This window comes from Citrobacter sp. LST-B2 (assembly GCF_057983045.1).
The window spans coordinates 2,223,202-2,246,413 of record NZ_CP192598.1 but is presented as its reverse complement, the minus strand read 5'-3'; the positions used below and the strand labels follow the sequence as shown (position 1 = coordinate 2,246,413).

The window sequence follows — 23,212 nt, the reverse complement described above, 5'->3', positions numbered from 1 at the left end:
CTTCTAATCATAGACTGTCTTGTCGTACCTAACGTCCGGCTTTGAGTAACAGCCAGATAAAAACCGGTGCGCCGAGCGTCGCGGTGACCACGCCAATCGGCAATTCGGCGGAGGCCAGCGCCAGGCGAGCGACCACATCGGCCAGCAGCAGCGCAATGGCCCCCGCCAGCGCACAGGCAGGTAACAGCACGCGATGGTCCGTTAAGCCGCACAGGCGTAAAATATGGGGGATGACCAGGCCAATAAAACCAATGGCCCCGGCCAGCGCCACGCTGACACCGACCATCCATCCGGTGGCAACCACCAACAGATTTCGCCAGAACCACAAGGGGAGTCCCAGTTGTCGGGCAGAGGTTTCCCCCAACGCCAGCATGTTCATCGCCTGCGACTGGCAGCAGATCCACACCAGCACCGGAATCAGGGCCAGCATCAGCCAGGACTGCTCCCAGTTAACGCCACCGAATCCCCCCATCATCCAGTACATCAACTGACGCAGATCGAATGAGGTAGAAAAATAGATGGCCCAGGTCATCAGCGCACTACAGATAATCCCCAGCGCCACGCCGGCAAGCAGCAGGCGGCTGGTCGAAAGATGACGACGGGCAAAACGCAGGAGGATCAACGTGATGACCAGCGCACCGGCAATCGCGCACAGTCCAAGCGCCCAGTGCGGCAGTATACCCTTCCCCAGCAGCACGGCGGCGATCAGCCCCACGCCCGCACCGTTGGAGACGCCGAGCAACCCCGGCTCCGCGAGCGGGTTTTCAAACAGCGCCTGCATCACTGCGCCGGACAAAGCCAGCGCCGCGCCCACCAGCAGAACCGCCAGCGCGCGCGGAAGGCGAATTTGCCAGACAAAGAGTTCGCCACGGGGCGTCAGCCAGTCAGCGGGCGATATCCACTGCTCTCCGGCGCACAGGCTCAACCACAGTGTCAGTAACATCAGTACCGACAGACTCAGGATCCAGCGCACATGTTGTCGCTGTTGTTGACGGGCAAAAGTCAGCATGATTTCCGTTCAACTGAAAAGGATGTCATTGATTCTACGGTGCGATACCCCCGCAGAAAAGAAAAAAGGCCGCAAAAGCGGCCTTTTTGGTTAGATCTGATTACTCATCTTTGGGCGAAGCGTTTTCGACTCGGCTCTTTAACTTCTGTCCGGGTCTGAAGGTCACCACGCGCCGTGCTGTAATGGGAATATCTTCGCCCGTTTTCGGGTTACGTCCCGGACGTTGATTCTTATCACGCAGATCGAAGTTACCAAAACCAGAGAGTTTTACCTGCTCACCGTTTTCCAGAGCACGACGGATCTCTTCGAAAAACAGTTCGACCAGTTCTTTGGCATCCCGCTTGCTAAGCCCAAGCTTATCAAACAGATATTCTGACATTTCAGCTTTTGTAAGCGCCATAGGTTCAATCCCTCAATGATGCCTGGAATCGCTCTTTTAATGCCTCTACACATTTGGCGACGGTAGCGGCAATCTCCTCTTCTTCGAGTGTACGGCTGGTATCCTGAAGGATCAGGCTAATGGCGAGGCTCTTATACCCCTCCGCAACACCCTTACCACGGTACACGTCAAATAAGTTTACGCCAACTACCTGATTTACGCCAACTTTCTTACACTCGGATAAAATATCAGCAGCGGGAACGTTTTCGGCGACGACCACAGCGATGTCGCGACGGTTCGCCGGGAAGCGTGAAATCTCGCGCGCCTGAGGCACCACGCGGTCTGCGAGCTTGTTCCACTCCAGTTCGAACACCAGAGTACGGCCATTGAGATCCAGCTTACGTTCCAGCTCAGGATGAACAACACCAATGAAACCAATGCGTTCACCTTTCAGATAAATCGCGGCTGACTGTCCCGGATGCAGTGCCGGATTGGCTTCTGCTCTGAACTGAATGTCACCGAGTTTACCGGTCAGATCCAACACCGCTTCCAGATCGCCCTTCAAATCATAGAAATCAACGGTCTCTTTTGCCAGATCCCAGTGCTCATCATAGCGGTTACCGCAAATAACCCCCGCCAGCATCAGATCCTGACGAATGCCCAGATTGGCCTGGGTATCCGGTACAAAACGCAGCCCACTTTCAAAAATACGTACGCGGTTCTGTTGACGATTCTGGTTATAGACCACCGTTGCCAGTAACCCCGTCCACAACGACAGACGCATTGCCGACATTTCACTGGAGATCGGGCTTGGCAGCAGCAGCGCCTCTTCACCCGGATGGAGCAACTGCTGCACTTTCGGGTCAACAAAGCTGTAAGTAATGACTTCCTGGTAGCCTTTGTCATTCAATAGCGTTTTCACACGCTTCAGCGACAAATTCGCTTCACGGTGCGTCCCCATAATCAGACCCGCCTGGATCGGTTCATCAGGGATGTTGTCGTAGCCATACACGCGGGCGACTTCTTCAACCAGGTCTTCTTCAATTTCCATGTCGAAGCGCCAACTTGGCGCAACGGCTTGCCACTCGCCTTGACCTTCGGTCACTTCACAGCCCAAACGGCGCAGGATATCGCTGACCTGTGCATCGGCAATGTGATGGCCAATCAGACGATCCAGCTTGCTGCGACGCAGCGTAATGGTCGCGCGCTTCGGCAGCGTGGTTTCATCCGTCACATCAATGATCGGACCAGCTTCGCCGCCGCAGATGTCAATCAGCAAACGGGTAGCACGTTCCATCGCTTTGTACTGCAGAGCCGGATCCACACCGCGCTCATAACGGTGAGACGCATCGGTATGCAGACCATGACGACGTGCGCGACCGGTAATTGACAGTGGGCTGAAGAAAGCGCATTCCAGCAGCACATTTTGCGTTTCATCATTCACGCCAGAATGCTCACCACCGAAGATACCGCCCATCGCCAGCGCTTTATGATGATCGGCAATCACCAACGTATCAGCGTTAAGCTTTGCTTCTGTGCCATCAAGCAGTACCAGCGTTTCGCCCTCTTTCGCCATGCGCACGACAATCCCGCCTTCAATGCGGTCTTTATCAAAGGCGTGCATCGGCTGACCCAGCTCAAGCAATACATAGTTGGTCACGTCAACCACGGCATCAATGGAGCGGATACCGCAACGGCGCAGTTTTTCTTTCATCCACAGCGGGGTTGGCGCTTTCACATTGATGCCTTTGACGACGCGACCCAGATAGCGCGGGCAGGCGTCGGTGGCGTCTACGGTAATCGGCAGAACATCAGTGATGGTTGCTGCTACCGGCGTGATTTCCGGCTCAACCAGCGGCGCTTTGTTCAGCACAGCCACGTCACGGGCGACACCGATGATGCCTAAGCAGTCAGCACGGTTAGGGGTCACGCTGATCTCAATGGTGTTGTCATCAAGCTTCAGGTATTCGCGGATGTCGGTACCGATCGGCGCATCGGCCGGCAGTTCAATAATGCCGCTGTGATCGTCGGAAATCCCCAGCTCGGAGAAGGAGCACAGCATGCCTTCAGACGGCTCGCCACGCAGCTTAGCGGCTTTAATTTTGAAATCGCCCGGCAGAACGGCACCGATGGTGGCAACCGCCACTTTCAGCCCCTGACGGCAGTTTGGCGCGCCGCAGACGATGTCCAGCAGACGCTCACCACCGACATTCACTTTCGTCACGCGCAGTTTGTCCGCATTCGGATGCTGGCCGCATTCAACCACTTCACCCACGACGACGCCATTAAATGCACCGGCAACCGCTTCAACACCGTCAACTTCCAGGCCTGCCATGGTGATTTGATTCGACAGCGCGTCGCTATCGATAGCCGGGTTAACCCACTCGCGTAACCACAGTTCACTGAATTTCATTGTTTTATCCTGCCTTTATTTAAACTGTTTGAGGAAACGCAGATCGTTTTCGAAGAACGCTCGCAGGTCAGTCACACCGTAACGCAACATGGTTAGACGCTCCATCCCCATCCCAAATGCGAAACCTGAGTAGATTTCCGGGTCGATACCAACGTTACGCAGAACGTTCGGATGCACCATGCCGCAGCCCAGCACTTCCAGCCATTTACCGTTTTTACCCATCACGTCCACTTCGGCAGACGGCTCAGTAAACGGGAAATAGGAAGGACGGAAACGAATCTGCAAATCTTCTTCAAAGAAGTTACGCAGGAAGTCATGCAGCGTCCCTTTCAGATTGGTAAAGCTGATGTTGGTATCCACAATCAGGCCTTCCATCTGATGGAACATCGGGGTGTGCGTCTGATCGTAGTCGTTACGATACACGCGACCCGGCGCGATAATGCGAATCGGCGGCTGCTGATCTTTCATGGTACGGATCTGTACGCCGGATGTCTGGGTACGCAGCAGACGCGTTGCATCAAACCAGAAGGTGTCGTGATCGGCGCGAGCCGGGTGGTGACCAGGAATATTCAGCGCATCGAAGTTGTGGTAGTCATCTTCGATTTCCGGGCCGGTCGCCACGGTAAAGCCAAGCTCGCCAAAGAAGCTTTCAATGCGATCGATGGTACGGGTGACCGGATGCAGACCGCCATTTTCAATGCGACGCCCCGGCAAAGAAACGTCGATGGTTTCCGCTGCCAGACGCGCATTCAGCGCGGCGTTTTCCAGATCTGCCTTACGCGCGTTGAGTGCCTGCTGTACCTGCTCTTTCGCTTCGTTAATCACCGCACCGGCGGCAGGACGTTCTTCAGCTGGCAGCTCGCGCAGCGTCGTCATCTGAAGGGTCAGGTGCCCTTTTTTGCCCAAATATTCGACGCGCACATTGTCTAACGCGGCAACATCTGACGCCTGGTTAATGGCCGCCTTCGCACTGGCTACCAGTTCTGCGAGATGTGACATGGTTTTCCTCATTGTGTCGGTGAAGACACCGGTTCGTTGAACGTAATCTCTCGATTTCGGGCACAAAAAAAGCCTCCATCAGGAGGCTTTTTTGCGCTGTTTTTCGTTTCTTCTTTCACGCGCTAGCCTCCCGAAGTCAGGTGCTAAAGTAAAAAAAGAAGCGGAAAATAGCAGCATTCATGCTTGCGTTACCTTGTGTGGTAAAAACCGGAGAACCTTTATTGAAAAGGGTTACGGATCAATTGTCAACTTATTGACGGAACAACAAATAAAAGAGAGGGAGCCAGGCTCCCTCTTTTCACTGGCTTATGCCAGAGCTGCTTTCGCTTTTTCGACCAGAGCGGTGAACGCTACTTTGTCGAATACGGCGATGTCAGCCAGGATCTTACGGTCGATTTCAACAGAGGCTTTTTTCAGGCCGTTGATGAATTTGCTGTAAGAAATACCGTTCTGACGTGCTGCTGCGTTGATACGCGCAATCCACAGTTGACGGAACTGACGCTTACGTTGACGACGGTCACGGTAAGCATACTGACCTGCTTTGATGACGGCCTGGAAGGCAACGCGGTATACGCGAGAACGCGCACCGTAGTAACCTTTGGCTTGTTTCAAAATTTTCTTGTGACGTGCGCGTGCAATTACACCACGTTTTACGCGAGCCATAGTGCTCTCCTGTATCTATTCTGATTTGCCCCCCTTTCACCACAGTGAAATCGGTTGGGCATTAAAAATTTAAAAAAACGTTAACGGCTTATGCGTACGGCAGGCACGCGATAACCAGACCCAGATCGCCTTTAGAAACAAGGCCTTTTGGACGCAGGTGACGTTTACGCTTAGTTGATTTTTTGGTCAGAATATGACGCAGGTTTGCGTGCTTACGCTTAAATCCACCACCACCGGTTTTTTTGAAGCGCTTAGCAGCACCGCGTACGGTCTTAATTTTTGGCATTTTAATAACTTCCACTTCGCATTGTTAATAAATGAAACCCAGGCGAGCAAAACCTGTGAAGCCCAAAGGCTTCACAGGAAATACTACTTGAAGGCCTACTGTTTCTTCTTGGGAGCGAGCACCATGATCATCTGGCGGCCTTCGATCTTCGTTGGGAAGGATTCGACTACTGCCAGTTCACTCAGATCGTCACGAACGCGCGTCAGCACTTCCATACCAATCTGTTGGTGGGCCATCTCACGACCGCGGAAACGCAGTGTGATCTTGGCCTTATCGCCATCTTCCAGAAAGCGAATCAGGCTGCGGAGTTTTACCTGATAATCGCCATCGTCGGTACCAGGACGGAATTTAATTTCCTTAACCTGGATAACTTTTTGCTTTTTCTTCTGTTCCTTAGAAGACTTACTCTTTTCATAAAGGAACTTGCCGTAGTCCATGATACGACAAACTGGCGGTTCGGCGTTAGGGCTGATTTCAACTAAATCTACTCCAGCCTCTTCAGCTTTTTCGATTGCTTCTCTCAGACTCACAATACCCAGCTGCTCGCCTTCCAGACCTGTTAAGCGAACTTCCTGGGCGCGAATCTCGCCATTGATACGATTCGGACGTGCCGTTTGAACTCGTTTTCCGCCTTTAATACCTTATTCCTCCAGTTGTTGAAGACTGCGGCTGCGAATCTCTTGTTGCAGCTTCTCAATCACTTCACTTACGTCAAGGCTGCCCAGGTCTTTCCCGCGGCGAGTGCGAACGGCAACTTTGCCTGCTTCCACTTCTTTATCACCACAGACCAACATATAAGGGACACGACGTAAAGTGTGCTCGCGGATTTTAAAGCCTATCTTCTCATTTCTCAAGTCTGCTTTTACACGAATGCCCGCATTTTGAAGTTTCTGCGTCAATTCGTTAACGTATTCAGACTGTGAATCAGTAATGTTCATCACCACTACCTGAACCGGCGCAAGCCAGGTCGGGAAGAAGCCTGCGAACTCTTCAGTCAGGATACCGATAAAACGTTCCATAGACCCAAGAATTGCGCGGTGAATCATTACCGGTACCTGACGCTCATTGTTTTCGCCCACATAGGAGGCGCTCAGACGAGACGGCAGGGAGAAGTCCAGCTGTACTGTACCGCACTGCCATGCGCGATCGAGGCAGTCATACAGGGTAAATTCAATTTTCGGACCGTAGAAGGCGCCTTCACCCAGTTGATATTCAAATGGGATATTGTTTTCTTCCAGCGCAACGGCCAGGTCCGCCTCAGCACGATCCCACATTTCGTCGCTACCGATACGTTTTTCGGGGCGAGTGGAGAGTTTGACAACGATTTTCTCGAAGCCAAATGTGCTGTACATATCGTAGACCATACGGATGCAGGCGTTAACTTCATCGCGGATTTGCTCTTCAGTACAGAAGATATGCGCATCATCCTGGGTGAAGCCGCGTACACGCATCAGACCATGCAACGCGCCTGACGGCTCGTTACGGTGGCAGCTACCAAACTCTGCCATACGCAGCGGCAGGTCGCGGTAGGATTTCAGGCCCTGATTAAAGATCTGTACGTGACCCGGACAGTTCATCGGCTTGATGCAGTATTCACGGTTCTCTGAAGAGGTGGTGAACATCGCATCTTTGTAGTTGTCCCAGTGCCCGGTTTTTTCCCACAGCACGCGGTCCATCATGAACGGCCCTTTCACTTCCTGATACTGATACTCTTTGAGCTTGGAACGCACAAAGACTTCCAGTTCGCGGAAAATAGTCCAGCCGTCGTTATGCCAGAACACCATACCCGGCGCTTCTTCCTGCATGTGATACAGGTCAAGCTGCTTACCAATTTTACGGTGGTCACGTTTTGCCGCTTCTTCCAGACGTTGCAGATAAGCGCTGAGGGCCTTTTTATCTGCCCAGGCCGTTCCGTAGATACGCTGCAACATCTTATTGTCGCTGTCGCCGCGCCAGTACGCGCCTGCGGTTTTCATCAGTTTAAAGTGATGGCAGAAGCGCATATTCGGCACGTGCGGACCGCGGCACATGTCGACATATTCTTCATGATGATACAAACCAGGTTTGTCATCATGGGCAATGTTTTCATCAAGAATGGAGACTTTATAGATCTCGCCACGCTTCACGAAGGTTTCACGCGCTTCGTGCCAGCTGACTTTCTTCTTAATGACGTCGTAATTTTTCTCAGCGAGCTCGTGCATCCGCTTCTCGAGCGCATCGATATCTTCCTGGGTCAACGTACGGTCAAGGTCTACGTCATAGTAGAAGCCGTTGTCGACAACCGGACCGATAGCCATTTTGGTATTCGGCCAAAGTTGTTTGATCGCATGACCTAACAGGTGCGCGCAGGAGTGACGAATAATCTCCAGCCCTTCTTCATCTTTTGCGGTGATGATAGAGAGCGTCGCATCATTTTCGATCAGGTCAGAAGCATCAACCAGCTCGCCATTAACACGGCCAGCAAGGGTGGCTTTCGCCAGACCTGGACCAATGTCCAGCGCAACATCCATAGGGCTTACAGCGTGGTCGTAATGGCGTTGACTGCCATCAGGAAGAGTAATAACAGGCATGTTATGTCCTTATTTGCAGTGGTGACCCATACGCAAGATCACATACAAAGAGAAAATTTATTTGTTTACAATTAGTTGTGCAGCCATCTAACCAACAATTGCTAAATTGGCGCACAATCTGGTACACATCCGCTTTCGCTACGCAAGCGCGGCAATGTGGTCGACCGATGGTAACACTAAAAAAAGGGAGAATGCACCCTTCTGTTTTATATTGGGCTGGATCATGACGTCAGCAAGCGTTTTTCGCCTCCTCCTCTCACCTGCCCTGAAGGATTGTCCTGGAGACAGGATGAATATCCATTCACTGACTGGCTGACAGTTTTGTTACACTAGGATTAACCGTCTGAAATCGACAGGATATAAATGATGCCATCAAATCGCTTCGCCAAAAAACACTGGAAAATGGTGGTCGTCCTGATCGTCATCTGTGGCGCAATGTTATTGCTACGCTGGGCGGCAATGATTTGGGGATAGCCGTGAAACGCTGCGCCGTCGTGATTCAGGCAGCGTGCACATTCTGGACAAAAGCGCTGACGGGTAAATCGACGTCAGACACCGTAATAAAAAAGCCAGACTGGCGAACAGTCTGGCCTCAGTTTACATCCGGTAGCCCAGAGAGACGGTAGTACGTCTGTCCGTATGCTCCGGTGCCGTTTCCGGCGGTTCGGAGTTCCACGTCACGTTGTACGCCACCTTCAAACCAAAGTGCTCATTGATTGCCACATTCAGCGCCGTCTCGGAGTTCAGCGTCGTATCTTCAGCACCGAACACCGACACGCCTTGCGTAAATTTGGTGTTGTCTGAAATCTGCCAGGCATACGCGCCAGAGGCATAGCCCAGCGGCTGCGTTTCCGTCGTGCCATCCGTATGTTCGTCGTACCGTACGCCCGGACCGAATTCAAAACGGAAACTGTGTACGGGACCGTTAAGGAACTGGCGACCATAACCGGCAGTGAACACGTCGCGCTCACGGTAGCCGTTATAACGGTCCGTCAGCCAACTCGCCTGGCCAAAAAGATAGTCATAATCGGTCACGTTGTAACGACTACGACCGCCAACCGCATATTTCTCTGAAGAGCGTTCATCATTGGAAGAAGTGTTGCTCGCGTTCCCCCACAGTGACCAGGCCGTTGTTTGGCCGTACCAGGTCATGGTCGTGTCCGCGGTCAAAGAAGAACTTTTCGTGTTGCCTGACTGCGCAAGATAACCGGCATTAAGATTGCCTTCGAAGGGTTTCTTCGCACTTGAGGGGTCATCCATGACAGTAAAAACGGAATCATCGGCAGTTGCATACATCGACGCAAACATGCCCCCCGCCAGCAGAACGGCAGCGGGAACTGTCTTTAAAAGCTTCATTTATAAAGAGTCCGTACAACAAAAAAAGAGACCATTACGGTCCCGGAAACTTTCAGAGGGATCAATGACAAACGCCCCAGGAAAGGTAACAAATTATAAAAAGGCTCGAATAACATAGCAATGAATTCTTATTTCATTTTTTGAATAAGAGAGCTCTCAAAACAATTAAATATTTATATATCCTTACGGTAAATTAAATAAATAAACTTTAATTAATCATATTGTTAATGACTTCACTTTAGGGCTATTCGGTGCCAGACTGAACATAGCCTAACAGGAGGTAACGATGGTACGTATCTATACGTTGACGCTTGCGCCCTCTCTCGATAGCGCAACGATCACTCCGCAAATCTATCCCGAAGGGAAACTCCGCTGTACTGCCCCGGTATTTGAGCCTGGCGGCGGTGGCATAAATGTCGCTCGCGCCATCGCCCATCTGGGCGGAACGGCAACCGCTATTTTCCCCGTCGGGGGGGCAACCGGTGAACACCTGGTGACCCTGCTCGCTGACGAAAACGTTCCGGTCGCAACCATTGATGCAAAAGACTGGACGCGTCAGAACCTGCACGTTCATGTCGAATCCAGCGGAGAACAGTATCGCTTTGTGATGCCCGGCGCGGCTCTGAATGACGATGAGTTTCGCCAGATAGAAGAGCAGGTTCTGGAGATCGAGTCCGGTGCCATTCTGGTGATCAGCGGTAGTCTGCCGCCAGGCGTTAACGTTGAAAAACTCAGCCAGTTAATTACCGCCGCGCAGAAACAGGGGATCCGTTGCATCATTGACAGCTCCGGCGAGGCGCTGACGGCCGCGTTAGCGATTGGCAATATCGAACTGGTTAAACCCAATCAGAAAGAACTCAGTGCCCTGGTTAATCGCGAACTGACGCAACCTGATGACGTGCGCAACGCGGCACAGGAAATTGTCCGCAGCGGCAAGGCACAGCGCGTCGTCGTCTCGCTCGGTCCTCAGGGCGCACTGGGCGTGGACAGTAAAACCTGTGTACAGGTTGTGCCGCCGCCGGTCAAAAGCCAGAGCACCGTGGGCGCGGGCGACAGTATGGTGGGAGCAATGACCCTCAAACTGGCTGAAGGCGCCTCGCTTGACGATATGGTGCGCTTCGGCGTGGCGGCCGGTAGCGCCGCGACCCTCAACCAGGGAACACGCCTGTGCTCCCATGACGATACACAAAAAATCTACGCTTACCTTAGCCAGCCATAATGAACCCCCCTCTCTTCGAGGGGGAATTTTGCGTAAACCTGTCGGCTTACGCGTTCACCGTCTATGCTACAAACTCATGAGATTACAAAGGGGTGTCAAATGGCCAGTGGGGAAATCACCCGATATGTTGTTACTATCACGTTCCACGAGGACTCCTTAACGGAAATAAATGAACTGAATAATCATCTTACCCGTGCCGGTTTTCTACTCACTCTTACGGATGATGACGGTAATGTGCATGAACTGGGAACCAATACCTTTGGGTTGATTAGCGCCCAGAGTCCGGACGAGGTCAAAGCTCTGGCCGCGGGACTGGCTGAAAGTGCGTTAGATAAAATGCCGGAGGTCAGCGTGGTGACCTGGGACGAGTGGGATCTCAGCAGACAATAAATGCCATTACCACGAAAACACGTCCACGGTGTGCGTTAGTTCGTGTTTTTTTACCGCATCTTTGCGCTAACCTTATGATCTGGCAGACAACATGGGGAGAGACATCATGTGGCAGGCTATCAGTCGTCTTTTAAGCGAGCAACTCGGTGAAGGCGAAATCGAACTGCGTAACGAACTGCCTGGCGGAGAAATTCATGCCGCGTGGCATTTACGCTATGCGGGACGCGATTTCTTCGTTAAATGTGATGAGCGAGAACTGCTTCCAGGCTTCACGGCTGAAGCCGACCAATTAGAACTGTTATCACGCAGCCATACGGTGACGGTCCCCAAAGTGTGGGCGGTGGGTGCGGATCGTGATTACAGCTTTCTGGTGATGGATTATCTCCCTCCCCGCCCCCTGGATGCGCACAGTGCATTTATTCTGGGGCAGCAGCTTGCCCACCTGCATGAATGGAGCGATCAGCCGCAGTTTGGGCTGGACTTCGATAACGCGCTCTCGACCACGCCGCAACCCAATGCCTGGCAGCGCCGCTGGTCTACCTTCTTCGCCGAACAGCGCATTGGCTGGCAACTCGAACTGGCGGCGGAAAAAGGGATTGCCTTTGGTAATATCGACGCCATCGTCGAGCACGTGCAACAGCGTCTCGCCTCCCACCAGCCACAACCTTCTTTATTACATGGCGATCTGTGGTCCGGGAACTGCGCGCTCGGGCCAGACGGTCCGTATCTGTTTGACCCAGCCTGTTACTGGGGAGACAGAGAGTGTGACCTGGCGATGTTGCCGCTGCATACTGAACAGCCGCCGCAAATTTATGATGGTTATCAGTCAGTGTCGCCGCTGCCGTTAGATTTTCTCGACCGGCAACCGGTATATCAACTGTATACCTTGCTCAACCGGGCAAGACTGTTTGGCGGCCAGCACCTGGTGATTGCGCAGAAGGCAATGGACAGACTACTCGCGGCGTAATCATGGTTAACATCAATTGGCCGCCGGATGGCGGCCTTTCAGACCGCTAACAAAGAAGGAAAAAACGTGGTTTTTCCTTCTTTGTGGTTATCAGCCGAAAATCAATGAATTGATTTTCCTCGTTTATAATCAGGCGCTCTCGGCTTGTCCGGTAACGGAACGAGGTTTGTCATCACTCTCAAAGACCGCCGGATGGCGGCCTTTTTGTTCAGACAAATCCCAGCAGGGAAAAAAACACATAGCCGGCAATGATGATAATCACCGGCAGGATGTAGAGCGGGAAAAACTGCAGAAAAATCGTGTGATGCGGCACCACGATCCGTGACTCGATCTGCTCGCGTGACAACCCTTCGCTGCCCTTGGCTTTCTCCAGAATCAACTGGTCTTCAACGCCTTCACGTAAAAACCGCGCCTGGCGGCTCATGCGCGCGCCGGAATCCTGCATCGCCAGCCCGATAAAAATCAGCGCAAAAATCAGCCAGAACAGAATGTTCAGGCTATTCTGGAAATCCGGCGTCGGCGAGTTGTACCAGAAGAGGTTCAGAAACGGGGTATTCACTCGCATCATGTCGATCATGACGTGGGCAAAATCGAGCATCACCGCGTTAATCCCTTCCTGCTTTTCGCTGTGCGCGTACATAAATTTCAGGGCTGAAATCAGCGTGGAGAGAAGCGCCGGGATAAATATCACCCATCCTAAGATCCTTTTTAACACTGCAATGCGTCCAGCTTGTTGATACGTCATGAGTTCCCCTTGATGAAGACGCGTCGTTTTGGCTTAAGTCTACCTGCTGATAACCCTTTTCGCCCGATCTTTAAAAACGTTATGATAGCGGCTAACGCTGAATACCCTACATTTAATGCTCAACAGGAGAGGTTGTAATGTCAACCCCGCGTCAAATTCTTGCGGCCATATTCGATATGGATGGATTGCTGATTGATTCCGAGCCGCTGTGGGATCGGGCTGAACTGGACGTGCTGTCCAGCATCGGCGTCGATATCACTCGTCGTCACGAACTCCCGGATACGCTGGGACTGCGCATCGATATGGTTGTCGATCTCTGGTTTGCTCAGCAGCCGTGGAACGGGCCGAGCCGCCAGGAGGTCACCGATCGCGTCATTACCCGTGCCATCACGCTGGTTGAAGAGACGCGTCCGCTATTACCGGGCGTCAAAGAAGCGGTCGCGTTGTGTAAAGCGCAAGGTTTGAAAGTCGGACTGGCGTCAGCATCCCCTCTGCATATGCTGGAAAAAGTACTGGCGATGTTCGACCTGCGGGAGAGCTTTGACGCTATCGCTTCAGCGGAGAAACTACCCTACAGCAAGCCACATCCCCAGGTTTACATCGACTGCGCGGCGAAACTGGGCGTCGACCCGTTATGTTGTGTAGCGCTGGAAGATTCCGTCAACGGTATGGTGGCATCGAAAGCCGCACGGATGCGCTCCATTGTCGTACCGGACAAAGAGGTGCGACACGATCCGCGCTATATCCTCGCTGACGTCAGGCTCAACACACTCACAGAACTGACCATCGCCGATTTACTTGGCTAACCGGGATCGGGCAATGGCCACATTGCCCGTCTTGCCAACAGTCAAAAAATTAAAACAACGTTTCATTTATATTGTATTCTTTCGGTTCCTCTCCTATCCTTCTTTCAGGCACATAACAGATAAAAACGGATAGCCGAGGTCATTATGATTCTGGATGCATTTCGTCTCACAGGTAAAGTCGCCATTGTCACCGGTTGTGATACCGGGCTCGGGCAAGGGATGACGGTTGCGCTGGCGCAAGCCGGTTGCGATATCATCAGCGTGAACCGCAAAGTCCCTCATGACACCGCCGCCAAAGTTGAAGCGCTGGGTCGCCGCTTTTTCGCCATACAGGCCGATCTAAGCCAACAGGCAGTCATCGCGGACGTTATCGCCCAGGCGGTAGAGAAATTCGGTCGCATCGACATTCTGGTGAACAACGCCGGGATCATTCGTCGCGAAGACGCACTCAGTTTTACTGAAAAGGACTGGGACGACGTGATGAACCTGAATCTCAAGTCGCTCTTCTTTCTCTCCCAGGCCGTTGCACGCCAGTTCATCGCCCAGGGCCAGGGCGGAAAAATCATCAACATCGCGTCAATGCTGTCGTTTCAGGGCGGTATTCGCGTCCCGTCCTATACGGCCTCAAAGAGCGGTGTTCTGGGCATTACCCGACTGTTAGCGAATGAGTGGGCGCAGCATCAGATTAACGTCAACGCTATCGCCCCCGGTTACATGACAACCAACAACACCCAACAACTGCGGGAAGATGCTGAACGCAATAAAGAGATTGTCGATCGTATCCCGGCGGGCCGCTGGGGAACGCCAGACGATCTGCAGGGTCCGGTCGTTTTCCTCGCCTCGAAGGCAGCAGATTACATCAACGGTTATACGCTGGCCGTCGATGGCGGTTGGTTAGCGCGTTAAACGCGCATTATTGACAAAGAGTTACAACGTCACCGCTTCCGCCCACTGTATAAAAATCCTATACTGTACGAATTCACAGTTTATCAGGTTTTATCATGACGGCGGAAGGTCACCTCCTCTTTTCCATTGCCTGCGCGGTGTTTGCTAAAAACGCGGAACTCACGCCCGTGCTCGCACAGGGTGACTGGTGGCATATTGTTCCTTCCGCTATTCTGACCTGTCTGTTACCGGACATTGATCACCCAAAGTCATTTCTCGGTCAGCGACTAAAATGGATTTCGAAACCGATCGCCCGTGCGTTCGGCCATCGCGGATTCACTCACAGTCTGCTGGCCGTCTTTGCGCTACTGGCGACCTTCTACCTGAAAGTGCCGGAGAGCTGGGTTATCCCCGCCGATGCCTTGCAGGGTATGGTGATAGGCTATCTGAGCCATATCGCCGCCGATATGCTAACCCCAGCGGGCGTCCCCCTGCTCTGGCCCTGTCGCTGGCGCTTTCGCCTGCCGATTCTGGTCCCGCAGAAAGGTAATCAACTGGAGCGATTTCTCTGCATGGCGCTGTTTGCCTGGGCGGTATGGATGCCCCAGACCTTGCCCCAGAACAGTGCAGTTCGCTGGTCATCCGATATGATTAATACACTGCAATGGCAGTTCAATCGCTTTATAAAGCATCAAATCGACCAGTAAAGCAGCGAAATTATCATTTTTGGCATAAACAATTCCATTTGAATATAAGAGCCAGGTCACAGTTCTGCTAACCTTGCGGCAACAGGATCGCTGTGACACAGCGGGACGAATAATAAAATCAGGAGAACGGGGATGAATTTTCCATTAATCGCGAACATTGTGGTGTTCGTCATTCTGCTGTTTGTGCTGGCGCAAGCCCGTCATAAACAGTGGAGTCTGGCAAAGAAAGTGCTGGTCGGTCTGGTCATGGGTGTGGTCTTTGGCCTTGCGCTGCACACCATCTATGGCTCTGACAGCCAGGTGCTGAAAGATTCCGTCCAGTGGTTCAACATTGTTGGTAACGGCTATGTGCAACTGCTGCAAATGATCGTCATGCCGCTGGTATTTGCCTCGATTCTGAGCGCGGTCGCCCGTCTGCATAACGCCTCACAGTTGGGGAAAATCAGCTTCCTGACCATCGGGACCCTGCTGTTTACCACATTGATTGCCGCACTGGTCGGTGTGCTGGTGACCAATCTGTTTGGCCTGACCGCTGAAGGTCTGGTTCAGGGCGGTGCCGAAACGGCGCGACTGAATGCCATTGAAACCAACTATGTCGGTAAAGTGGCCGATCTCAGTGTCCCGCAGTTGGTGCTCTCCTTTGTACCGAAAAACCCGTTTGCCGATCTGACCGGCGCGAACCCGACGTCCATTATTAGCGTGGTCATTTTTGCCGCCTTCCTCGGCGTCGCCGCGCTGAAACTGCTCAAAGATGACGCGCCGAAAGGTGAACGTGTGCTGACCGCAATCGACACCCTGCAAAGCTGGGTGATGAAACTGGTCCGCCTGGTCATGCAGTTAACGCCTTACGGCGTTCTGGCGCTGATGACTAAAGTGGTAGCGGGTTCTAACCTGCAGGACATCATTAAGCTGGGTAGCTTCGTCATTGCCTCGTATCTCGGTCTCGGCATTATGTTCGTTGTCCACGGCGTACTGCTGGGTGTTAACGGCGTGAGCCCGCTCAAGTACTTCCGCAAAGTGTGGCCGGTTCTGACCTTCGCGTTTACCAGCCGTTCCAGCGCCGCCTCTATCCCGCTGAACGTGGAAGCGCAAACCCGTCGTCTGGGCGTGCCGGAATCTATCGCGAGCTTCGCCGCCTCCTTTGGTGCGACGATTGGCCAGAATGGCTGTGCTGGTTTGTATCCGGCCATGCTGGCCGTTATGGTGGCGCCGACGGTCGGTATTAACCCGCTGGATCCTCTCTGGATTGCGACGCTGGTCGGCATTGTGACCGTCAGCTCTGCCGGGGTAGCCGGTGTCGGTGGCGGTGCCACGTTCGCCGCGCTGATCGTACTGCCCGCGATGGGGCTGCCTGTCACGCTGGTGGCGCTGCTCATCTCCGTTGAGCCGCTGATTGACATGGGCCGTACCGCGCTGAACGTCAGCGGGTCAATGACTGCCGGTACGCTGACCAGCCAGTGGCTGAAGCAAACCGATAAAACCATTCTGGACAGTGAAGACGACGCCGAACTGGCGCATCACTAAACGTCCCCAAAACAGAAAACCGCCCTTCGAGGCGGTTTTTTTATGCCGGAATTAATCCGCTATTTCGTTTTCCTGACGAATCTGATTTGCCCAGCGCTGGGCAGATTCCGCCTCGCTGAACGCCGGCGAGCGCTGGAACGACTCCCCCATTAAGACAAACGCGACATACTTCCCGCGCAAGATCCACACGTCACGAAACGCGTCCATTTTTATTGCATGTTCGGGCGGTGCAGGTTCAACACGCGGAACATAACTAATAACCGGGCGATTTTGTTGGCGAAGAGGTTTCATCATTAATTGCTTCACTAAGACAAATTCAAAAATCAGAAAAGAACTATCTTAGCCGATTTTACCCCCGCCCGTCCTGCTCCTGGCGTGCGCTTTCCCCTGTCAACCAACGCTGCCATCCGCGTTCTGCCCGGCGGGATCACACGAGTGGACTATAGTTAGAGGGTTTTTGACAAAAAAATATCGACCCTTTCAGCAATGAAAAATGGAGACGAGTTCAATGTCGCATAATGAGAAAAATCCCCATCCACATCAATCACCGGTGCACGATCCGCGCGAAGCAAAACCGGGTCTGGACTCTCTGGCTCCTGATAATGAGTCGTATCGCCCTGTTCCTGAACCGACGCCTCCAGGCGCGCAACCTACCGCGCCCGGCAGTCTGAAAGCCCCGGATACCGGCAATAAAAAGCTGAGCGATCTGGAAACGGTACGCAAGGGCAGCGAGAATTTTGCCCTCACTACTAACCAGGGCGTACGCATTGCTGATGACCAGAATTCATTGCGTGCAGGCAGTCGTGGTCCTACGCTGCTTGAAGATTTCATCCTGCGCGAAAAAATCACCCATTTTGACCACGAGCGCATTCCCGAGAGGATCGTCCATGCGCGCGGCTCGGCAGCCCACGGCTATTTCCAGCCCTACAAAAATCTGAGCGACATCACCAAAGCCGACTTTCTCTCTGACCCGGATAAAATCACCCCGGTCTTCGTACGTTTTTCCACTGTTCAGGGCGGCGCAGGCTCGGCGGATACGGTGCGTGATATCCGTGGTTTTGCCACCAAGTTTTATACCGAAGAAGGCATTTTTGATCTGGTTGGCAATAATACCCCTGTCTTTTTTATTCAGGACGCGCATAAATTTCCTGACTTTGTGCATGCGGTAAAACCGGAGCCGCACTTGGCGATACCGCAGGGACAAAGTGCGCATGACACCTTCTGGGATTACGTGTCGTTACAGCCAGAAACCCTGCATAACGTCATGTGGGCGATGTCCGATCGCGGCATTCCGCGCAGTTATCGCACCATGGAAGGCTTTGGCATTCACACTTTTCGGCTGATCAACGCCGAGGGTAAGGCCACCTTCGTTCGTTTCCACTGGAAACCTCTGGCAGGTAAAGCCTCACTGGTATGGGATGAAGCGCAGAAGCTGACCGGTCGCGACCCGGACTTCCATCGCCGGGAACTGTGGGAAGCCATTGAAGCCGGTGATTTCCCGGAATATGAACTGGGACTGCAATTGATCCCGGAAGAGGACGAGTTGAAATTCGACTTTGACTTACTGGATCCGACCAAACTGATCCCCGAAGCGCTGGTTCCGGTGCAGCGCGTCGGTAAAATGGTGCTCAACCGCAACCCCGATAATTTCTTCGCCGAAAACGAACAGGTCGCCTTTCATCCCGGCCATATCGTTCCCGGCATTGATTTCACGAACGATCCGCTGTTGCAGGGGCGTTTGTTCTCCTATACCGATACGCAGATTAGTCGTCTTGGCGGACCTAACTTCCACGAAATCCCAATCAACCGCCCGACCTGCCCGTATCACAACTTCCAGCGTGACGGCATGCACCGCCAGGATATTGATACCAACCCGGCCAACTATGAACCCAACTCCATCAATGACAACTGGCCGCGTGAAACGCCGCCGGGACCGAAACGCGGCGGCTTTGAGTCATATCAGGAACGCATCGAAGGTAACAAAATCCGTGAACGTAGCCCCTCGTTTGGCGAATATTACGCCCATCCGCGTCTGTTCTGGTCAAGCCAGACGCCCGTGGAGCAGTTGCATATCATCGATGCCTTCAGCTTTGAACTGAGTAAGGTTGTTCGTAGCTGGATCCGTGAACGGGTGGTCGACCAACTGGCGCACATCGACATTAACCTCGCGCAGGCGGTCGGGAAGAATCTGGGGATCGCGTTAAGCGATGAACAGACACAAATTGCACCGCCGCCAGAGGTGAACGGACTGAAGAAAGATCCTTCACTCAGTCTGTATGCCGTGCCGGACGGCGATATCAAAGGCCGCGTCGTCGGGATTTTGCTCAACGGAAAAGTGAAATCCGCCGATCTGCTTTCAATACTCCAGGCGCTTAAGGCGAAAGGCGTCCACGCGAAACTGCTCTACTCCCGCATGGGCGAGGTGGTCGCAGATGATGGTTCAACGCTGACCATCGCCGCCACTTTTGCCGGAGCACCGTCTCTCACCGTGGATGCAGTTATTGTGCCGTGCGGTGACATCGCCGATATTGAGGACAACGGCGACGCGCAGTACTACCTGCTGGAAGCCTATAAGCATCTCAAACCTATTGCACTCGCCGGTGAAGCACGACGCTTTAAAGCGCGACTGCATATCGACAGTCAGGGAGAGGAAGGCGTTGTTGAAGGCGCTGATGCGGATAGCCGTTTTATGGATGAGCTGTTTACATTGATGGCAGCTCACCGTGTCTGGTCGCGCACGGCTAAAATCCCGGCCGTACCAGCCTGAGGCAAATCGCGGGCAAAAAAAGCGGCGCACCACGCGCCGCAAACTCAGGAGTCAGACATCAAGAAAACTGCCCAGACGGTAGCCACGTTCTGCAATCGCATACTTGAGCGAGGCCGACGTCAGCACGTCCAGTTCAGTCAAGCGGGGGTAACAATAGGCGCTCTGACGGATGATATTGTCGATAAACGCCGGGTGACACATCACTTCCAGTGAGGATTCTCCACGTTTTGCTGAAGCATCGAGAGCCTGCAGAAACAACGCTTCCGAAATCGCTTCCCCGTAAAACTCACTGCTGAACCCTTGCGAGCTACGCAGCGTCGCCGGAAGATCGCCTGCCTGGAACACCGGCTGACGATCAATGCGCAGCGCAAGATTACGCTCTGCGGCAAATCGCGCGACAAGGGGGAAGATCTGCGGGAACATATGCACATGGTGATGGCTATCCAGGTGCGTCGGCTCCCGTCCGAACAGGTCGATGAAACGCTGGTACTGACTGGCAAGCTCACGGGCGATTGCATCCAACGGCAGCGTATCTTCCTCTGCCATCTGCCAGATCCATTTTCCCAGACGCCCTTCACGGGTTAATCCCGGCATCTCGGTCAGCGGTTTTCCCAGCGTCAGAACAAAGTGCATCCCTACCGCCAGCGTCGGCAGATCGCGGCTTAAGGCGACCGCATGCTCAATGGCATCACCGTTCACCAGCGCCGTGGTCGAGGTCACCACACCGTGGCGACAGGCCTCCACGATGCCGTAGTTTTGCCCTTTGCTCAGGCCAAAATCATCCGCGTTTACAATCAATAAGCGTTCCATAGCCGACCTCTTTAGTGTTGTGCGTCTTTTAGCTTCGCAATGCACCCGGCAAAGTTTGGCAGCCACTTTTCGTGCGCCAGAATCAGTTCACGCGCCAGCCCTTCTGCATCGTGGTCTGAGTGCACCAGCGGGCTCAGGTTCAGCGCCAGCAACACATCGTTAAACTCACCACTCAGCGCTGCGTTACTGGCAGCGACTTCAAAACCTTTGATGGTATAGATCAATCCCAACACTTTCTCGTCAAAATGGGTGATACGCGGCGTCGGCGTTGCCCCATTGCGACCCAGCGTACAGGTCATCTCTACCGCCCAGTCGGCCGGAATGTTATCGACGTGGCCGTGATGCGGAATGTTGACGTAATGCTCGGTTTGCTTGTCATTAAAAATGGCATTAATGACTTCACAGGCGGCGTCAGAGTAGTACGCGCCACCGCGCTGCTCCAGCTCCTTCGGCTTGACGTTCAGCTCCGGGTTCTTATACAGATCGAACAGCTGTTTCTCGACCTTCTGTACCACCTGAGCCCGCGCGCCCCCCTTGTAGTATTCGCCTATCTCAATCGCCAGCATCTCTTTTTGCTTGAAGTAGTACAGCAAATACGAGCATGGCAGCAGATTCAGAGAGCGAATCAGCCCTTCGCTGAACGGCAGATCGAAAATGTTTTTTACCGTGGAGGCTTTAAGTTGGCCCGAGGCTACGCCATCCAGCAGTTCGGCAAAGCGTGACTGCCCGTTGACGATCACGTCTTTAATGAACACCATGTGGTTGAGACCAAACAGGTCGATCGACAGGTCATCACTCTCTTTCAGTGCCAGCACATCGTGGATGAACATCTTCATCCCGACCGGAATGTTGCACACGCCAATAAAGCGTTTGAAGTTCGTATGACGATAGACCGCTTCGGTCACCATGCCTGCCGGGTTAGTAAAGTTGATCACCCAGGCATTCGGGCACAGTTCTTCCACATCGTTAATAATGTCGAAAATCACCGGGATCGTGCGCAGCCCTTTGAACAGACCACCGGCACCGTTGGTTTCCTGGCCCAGGTAGCCGTGACTCAACGGAATACGCTCATCCAGTTCACGCGCTTTCAACTGTCCTACGCGCAACTGCGTGGTCACGAAATCGGCATCTTTCAGCGCTTCACGGCGATCCAGGGTTTTAAACACCTTCATCGGCACGCCTGCTTTTTCGATCATACGCTGGCAAAGTTGATAAATAATATCCAGTTTCTCTTCACCGCCTTCGACGTCAACCAGCCACAATTCGGAAACCGGCAGCTCGTGGTAGCGTTTAATAAATCCTTCCAGCAATTCCGGGGTATAGCTGCTGCCACCACCAATGGTGACGACTTTTAATTTTTGGCTCATCGTTTCTCCCTTCAGTGCTTAACACTGGCGTGAATGATGCTCTGCCCTTCTGTCAGATATGACGCAGACGTCCCGCGTCACTAATGGGCAAGCGTAAACCTGGTTGTTGAGTAAAATAATTACTGATTATATTGCGTGAGTTTTTTTCTGTAGCTATTAGGCGTAAATGACGTCATTTTTTTAAACGTCTTAATAAACAGACTTGGACTACTGTATCCCGCTTCATACGCAATATCTGTTACGGAGTAGTTAGTCATCTCCAGCTGTTTCTTGGCAAAGTTAATGCGAATTTCATTAATCAATTGCATCGGCGTTTTGCTGTAATAACGCTGGGTCGCTCGCGTCAGGTATTCCTGAGATTTTGCCGACAGGGAAACCATATTTTCCAGCGCGTTTTCACCAAACTGCGCTTTATCATGCATGGTTTCCACGGTGGCTTTCAGCCACTGCGGAATATCATCCAGAACCTGTTCTTCACGATAATGGCGCAGGCGGTTGATAATGTAGAAGGTGACCACTTCGACAAACTCTTCCAGCCCGGTATCACGAAAGTTGAGCGAGGCAATAACCGTTTCGACATAGGTTAAAAATGCGCTGTTGGTGCGATAGACCTGCGATGCCACGAAACAGAACGGCATGAGCGGGCTGTAGTGCTGTTCAAAAAAACGTTTACTGATGCCAACGTTGAGAATGCGCGTCGAGCCGAACTCGTAGAAGCTCTGATGGTGCGAACCGAGCGGGACAAACACAAAGTCACCCCGTTCCAGCAGCACGCGTTTACCGTTGATCTCCTGGTAATAGCGCCCCGTGAGCACCAGCGTAAACTCATAGTAATCGTGCTGATGCAGACCACAGGCGCTCTCTGTCTTGTTGTAGATAAAGACATGGAAATTTTTACCGTTAAACAACTGTTGTTCACGGGCAATGGTGATTTCCGGTGCGGTCGTCTGATGTTGCATCATCAACTCCTTACTATTTCAGCTTCTCGTGAAGCTCAATCAACTCTGCCACCAGTTCGCGTGCCAGCATTGACGTCATCAGGTGATCCTGTGCGTGAACCAGAACCAGACTGACTTTCATTTTACCTTCGCCCTGATCGCCTTCAATCAGTTTCGTCTGCACCAGATGGGCTTCGTTCAACGCCATGCGCGACTGCTCCATCATCGTTTTCGCGGCGTCGAAGTCGCCCTGCTTCGCCTGTTTTAAGGCCGCGTAGGCCAGGCTGCGCGCCTGTCCGGAGTTGATGATAAGCCCCATCACCACTTCTTCGAGCTCTTCGGCTTCGGTTTGGGTATCAGTAATATTCTCGAGATCCATCATAAATCATTCCTCTTTGACGGCCCGGCATGC

The 23,212-nt window shown here is 52.9% G+C and carries 25 protein-coding genes and 1 other annotated feature; of the genes, 9 read left to right on the top strand and 16 right to left on the bottom strand.

Annotated elements, in window-relative coordinates; genetic code table 11:
* Positions 1 to 28: 28 nt before the first annotated feature.
* The 9 genes from btuC to thrS form a co-directional block, all read right to left on the bottom strand.
* Entirely contained in the window at positions 29 to 1,009 is a 981-nt protein-coding gene (gene btuC / locus ACQ0PY_RS10765) for a vitamin B12 ABC transporter permease BtuC (RefSeq protein WP_043000872.1), read from the bottom strand.
* A gap of 100 nt (positions 1,010 to 1,109) precedes the next feature.
* Positions 1,110 to 1,409 carry an integration host factor subunit alpha gene (gene ihfA / locus ACQ0PY_RS10760; RefSeq protein ID WP_001229265.1) on the bottom strand — a complete coding sequence of 100 codons (300 nt, stop codon included), beginning with the start codon at positions 1,407 to 1,409 and terminating at the stop codon, positions 1,110 to 1,112.
* 4 nt (positions 1,410 to 1,413) lie between these two features.
* Positions 1,414 to 3,801, bottom strand: coding sequence for a phenylalanine--tRNA ligase subunit beta (gene pheT, locus ACQ0PY_RS10755; protein ID WP_044254795.1), 2,388 nt, complete (start codon positions 3,799 to 3,801; stop codon positions 1,414 to 1,416).
* A 15-nt stretch (positions 3,802 to 3,816) separates the two neighbouring features.
* Positions 3,817 to 4,800, bottom strand: a complete 984-nt coding sequence (gene pheS / locus ACQ0PY_RS10750) for a phenylalanine--tRNA ligase subunit alpha (protein ID WP_044265459.1) — start codon at positions 4,798 to 4,800, stop codon at positions 3,817 to 3,819.
* 62 nt (positions 4,801 to 4,862) lie between these two features.
* Positions 4,863 to 4,986: a sequence feature (Phe leader region), on the bottom strand.
* On the bottom strand, positions 4,937 to 4,981 hold the full coding sequence (pheM, locus tag ACQ0PY_RS10745; RefSeq protein ID WP_001386830.1) for a pheST operon leader peptide PheM: 45 nt from the start codon (positions 4,979 to 4,981) through the stop codon (positions 4,937 to 4,939). Its footprint overlaps the feature before it by 45 nt.
* Before the next feature lie 120 nt (positions 4,987 to 5,106).
* Positions 5,107 to 5,463, bottom strand: a complete 357-nt coding sequence (gene rplT, locus ACQ0PY_RS10740; protein WP_000124850.1) for a 50S ribosomal protein L20 — start codon at positions 5,461 to 5,463, stop codon at positions 5,107 to 5,109.
* An 88-nt stretch (positions 5,464 to 5,551) separates the two neighbouring features.
* Complete coding sequence (gene rpmI, locus ACQ0PY_RS10735) at positions 5,552 to 5,749, bottom strand: 50S ribosomal protein L35 (RefSeq protein ID WP_003030583.1); 198 nt, start codon at positions 5,747 to 5,749, stop codon at positions 5,552 to 5,554.
* Between the two features lie 95 nt (positions 5,750 to 5,844).
* On the bottom strand, positions 5,845 to 6,387 hold the full coding sequence (infC, locus tag ACQ0PY_RS10730) for a translation initiation factor IF-3 (protein WP_043000875.1): 543 nt from the start codon (positions 6,385 to 6,387) through the stop codon (positions 5,845 to 5,847).
* Positions 6,388 to 6,390: 3 nt separating this feature from the next.
* Positions 6,391 to 8,319, bottom strand: a complete 1,929-nt coding sequence (gene thrS, locus ACQ0PY_RS10725) for a threonine--tRNA ligase (protein WP_043000876.1) — start codon at positions 8,317 to 8,319, stop codon at positions 6,391 to 6,393.
* 366 nt (positions 8,320 to 8,685) lie between these two features.
* Between thrS and yniD the strand changes: the two genes are divergently transcribed.
* The gene (gene yniD, locus ACQ0PY_RS10720) at positions 8,686 to 8,793 is read left to right on the top strand and encodes a small membrane protein YniD (protein WP_086512613.1); all 108 of its coding nucleotides are present in this window, start codon (positions 8,686 to 8,688) and stop codon (positions 8,791 to 8,793) included.
* A gap of 123 nt (positions 8,794 to 8,916) precedes the next feature.
* Here yniD and ACQ0PY_RS10715 read toward each other — a convergent pair whose 3' ends face one another.
* Positions 8,917 to 9,675, bottom strand: a complete 759-nt coding sequence (locus ACQ0PY_RS10715) for a DUF481 domain-containing protein (protein WP_043000877.1) — start codon at positions 9,673 to 9,675, stop codon at positions 8,917 to 8,919.
* 286 nt (positions 9,676 to 9,961) lie between these two features.
* Between ACQ0PY_RS10715 and pfkB the strand changes: the two genes are divergently transcribed.
* The 3 genes from pfkB to ACQ0PY_RS10700 all read left to right on the top strand — a co-directional run bounded on the left by pfkB (position 9,962) and on the right by ACQ0PY_RS10700 (position 12,251).
* Positions 9,962 to 10,894: a 6-phosphofructokinase II gene (gene pfkB, locus ACQ0PY_RS10710; RefSeq protein ID WP_043000878.1), complete on the top strand. Its 933-nt coding sequence runs from the start codon at positions 9,962 to 9,964 to the stop codon at positions 10,892 to 10,894.
* Between the two features lie 99 nt (positions 10,895 to 10,993).
* The gene (gene ghoS, locus ACQ0PY_RS10705) at positions 10,994 to 11,284 is read left to right on the top strand and encodes a type V toxin-antitoxin system endoribonuclease antitoxin GhoS (RefSeq protein WP_109740194.1); all 291 of its coding nucleotides are present in this window, start codon (positions 10,994 to 10,996) and stop codon (positions 11,282 to 11,284) included.
* Between the two features lie 106 nt (positions 11,285 to 11,390).
* The gene (locus ACQ0PY_RS10700) at positions 11,391 to 12,251 is read left to right on the top strand and encodes a fructosamine kinase family protein (RefSeq protein ID WP_043000880.1); all 861 of its coding nucleotides are present in this window, start codon (positions 11,391 to 11,393) and stop codon (positions 12,249 to 12,251) included.
* Between the two features lie 208 nt (positions 12,252 to 12,459).
* Here the strand turns inward: ACQ0PY_RS10700 and ACQ0PY_RS10695 are convergent, their stop codons facing one another.
* On the bottom strand, positions 12,460 to 12,996 hold the full coding sequence (locus tag ACQ0PY_RS10695) for a YniB family protein (protein ID WP_043000881.1): 537 nt from the start codon (positions 12,994 to 12,996) through the stop codon (positions 12,460 to 12,462).
* Between the two features lie 137 nt (positions 12,997 to 13,133).
* Between ACQ0PY_RS10695 and hxpB the strand changes: the two genes are divergently transcribed.
* The 4 genes from hxpB to tcyP all read left to right on the top strand — a co-directional run bounded on the left by hxpB (position 13,134) and on the right by tcyP (position 16,918).
* On the top strand, positions 13,134 to 13,802 hold the full coding sequence (gene hxpB, locus ACQ0PY_RS10690; protein WP_043000882.1) for a hexitol phosphatase HxpB: 669 nt from the start codon (positions 13,134 to 13,136) through the stop codon (positions 13,800 to 13,802).
* Positions 13,803 to 13,946: 144 nt separating this feature from the next.
* Positions 13,947 to 14,708 (top strand): 2-dehydro-3-deoxy-D-gluconate 5-dehydrogenase KduD, encoded by a 762-nt coding sequence (kduD, locus tag ACQ0PY_RS10685; RefSeq protein WP_109740193.1) that lies wholly within the window; start codon positions 13,947 to 13,949, stop codon positions 14,706 to 14,708.
* A 95-nt stretch (positions 14,709 to 14,803) separates the two neighbouring features.
* A complete protein-coding gene (locus ACQ0PY_RS10680) occupies positions 14,804 to 15,394 on the top strand; it encodes a metal-dependent hydrolase (protein WP_043000884.1) in 591 nt (196 codons plus the stop codon).
* A gap of 132 nt (positions 15,395 to 15,526) precedes the next feature.
* Positions 15,527 to 16,918 (top strand): cystine/sulfocysteine:cation symporter, encoded by a 1,392-nt coding sequence (tcyP, locus tag ACQ0PY_RS10675; protein WP_054176635.1) that lies wholly within the window; start codon positions 15,527 to 15,529, stop codon positions 16,916 to 16,918.
* A gap of 51 nt (positions 16,919 to 16,969) precedes the next feature.
* Here tcyP and cedA read toward each other — a convergent pair whose 3' ends face one another.
* A complete protein-coding gene (gene cedA / locus ACQ0PY_RS10670) occupies positions 16,970 to 17,212 on the bottom strand; it encodes a cell division activator CedA (protein ID WP_043000886.1) in 243 nt (80 codons plus the stop codon).
* A 214-nt stretch (positions 17,213 to 17,426) separates the two neighbouring features.
* Between cedA and katE the strand changes: the two genes are divergently transcribed.
* Positions 17,427 to 19,685, top strand: a complete 2,259-nt coding sequence (gene katE / locus ACQ0PY_RS10665; RefSeq protein WP_109740192.1) for a catalase HPII — start codon at positions 17,427 to 17,429, stop codon at positions 19,683 to 19,685.
* A 51-nt stretch (positions 19,686 to 19,736) separates the two neighbouring features.
* Here katE and chbG read toward each other — a convergent pair whose 3' ends face one another.
* From chbG to chbA, 4 genes are all read right to left on the bottom strand, one after another.
* Positions 19,737 to 20,495, bottom strand: a complete 759-nt coding sequence (gene chbG / locus ACQ0PY_RS10660; protein WP_043000888.1) for a chitin disaccharide deacetylase — start codon at positions 20,493 to 20,495, stop codon at positions 19,737 to 19,739.
* Between the two features lie 11 nt (positions 20,496 to 20,506).
* Complete coding sequence (locus ACQ0PY_RS10655; RefSeq protein WP_043000889.1) at positions 20,507 to 21,862, bottom strand: 6-phospho-beta-glucosidase; 1,356 nt, start codon at positions 21,860 to 21,862, stop codon at positions 20,507 to 20,509.
* A gap of 119 nt (positions 21,863 to 21,981) precedes the next feature.
* The gene (gene chbR, locus ACQ0PY_RS10650) at positions 21,982 to 22,824 is read right to left on the bottom strand and encodes a transcriptional regulator ChbR (RefSeq protein ID WP_080721756.1); all 843 of its coding nucleotides are present in this window, start codon (positions 22,822 to 22,824) and stop codon (positions 21,982 to 21,984) included.
* Between the two features lie 10 nt (positions 22,825 to 22,834).
* Positions 22,835 to 23,182 (bottom strand): PTS N,N'-diacetylchitobiose transporter subunit IIA, encoded by a 348-nt coding sequence (gene chbA / locus ACQ0PY_RS10645; protein ID WP_043000891.1) that lies wholly within the window; start codon positions 23,180 to 23,182, stop codon positions 22,835 to 22,837.
* Positions 23,183 to 23,212: the final 30 nt, after the last annotated feature.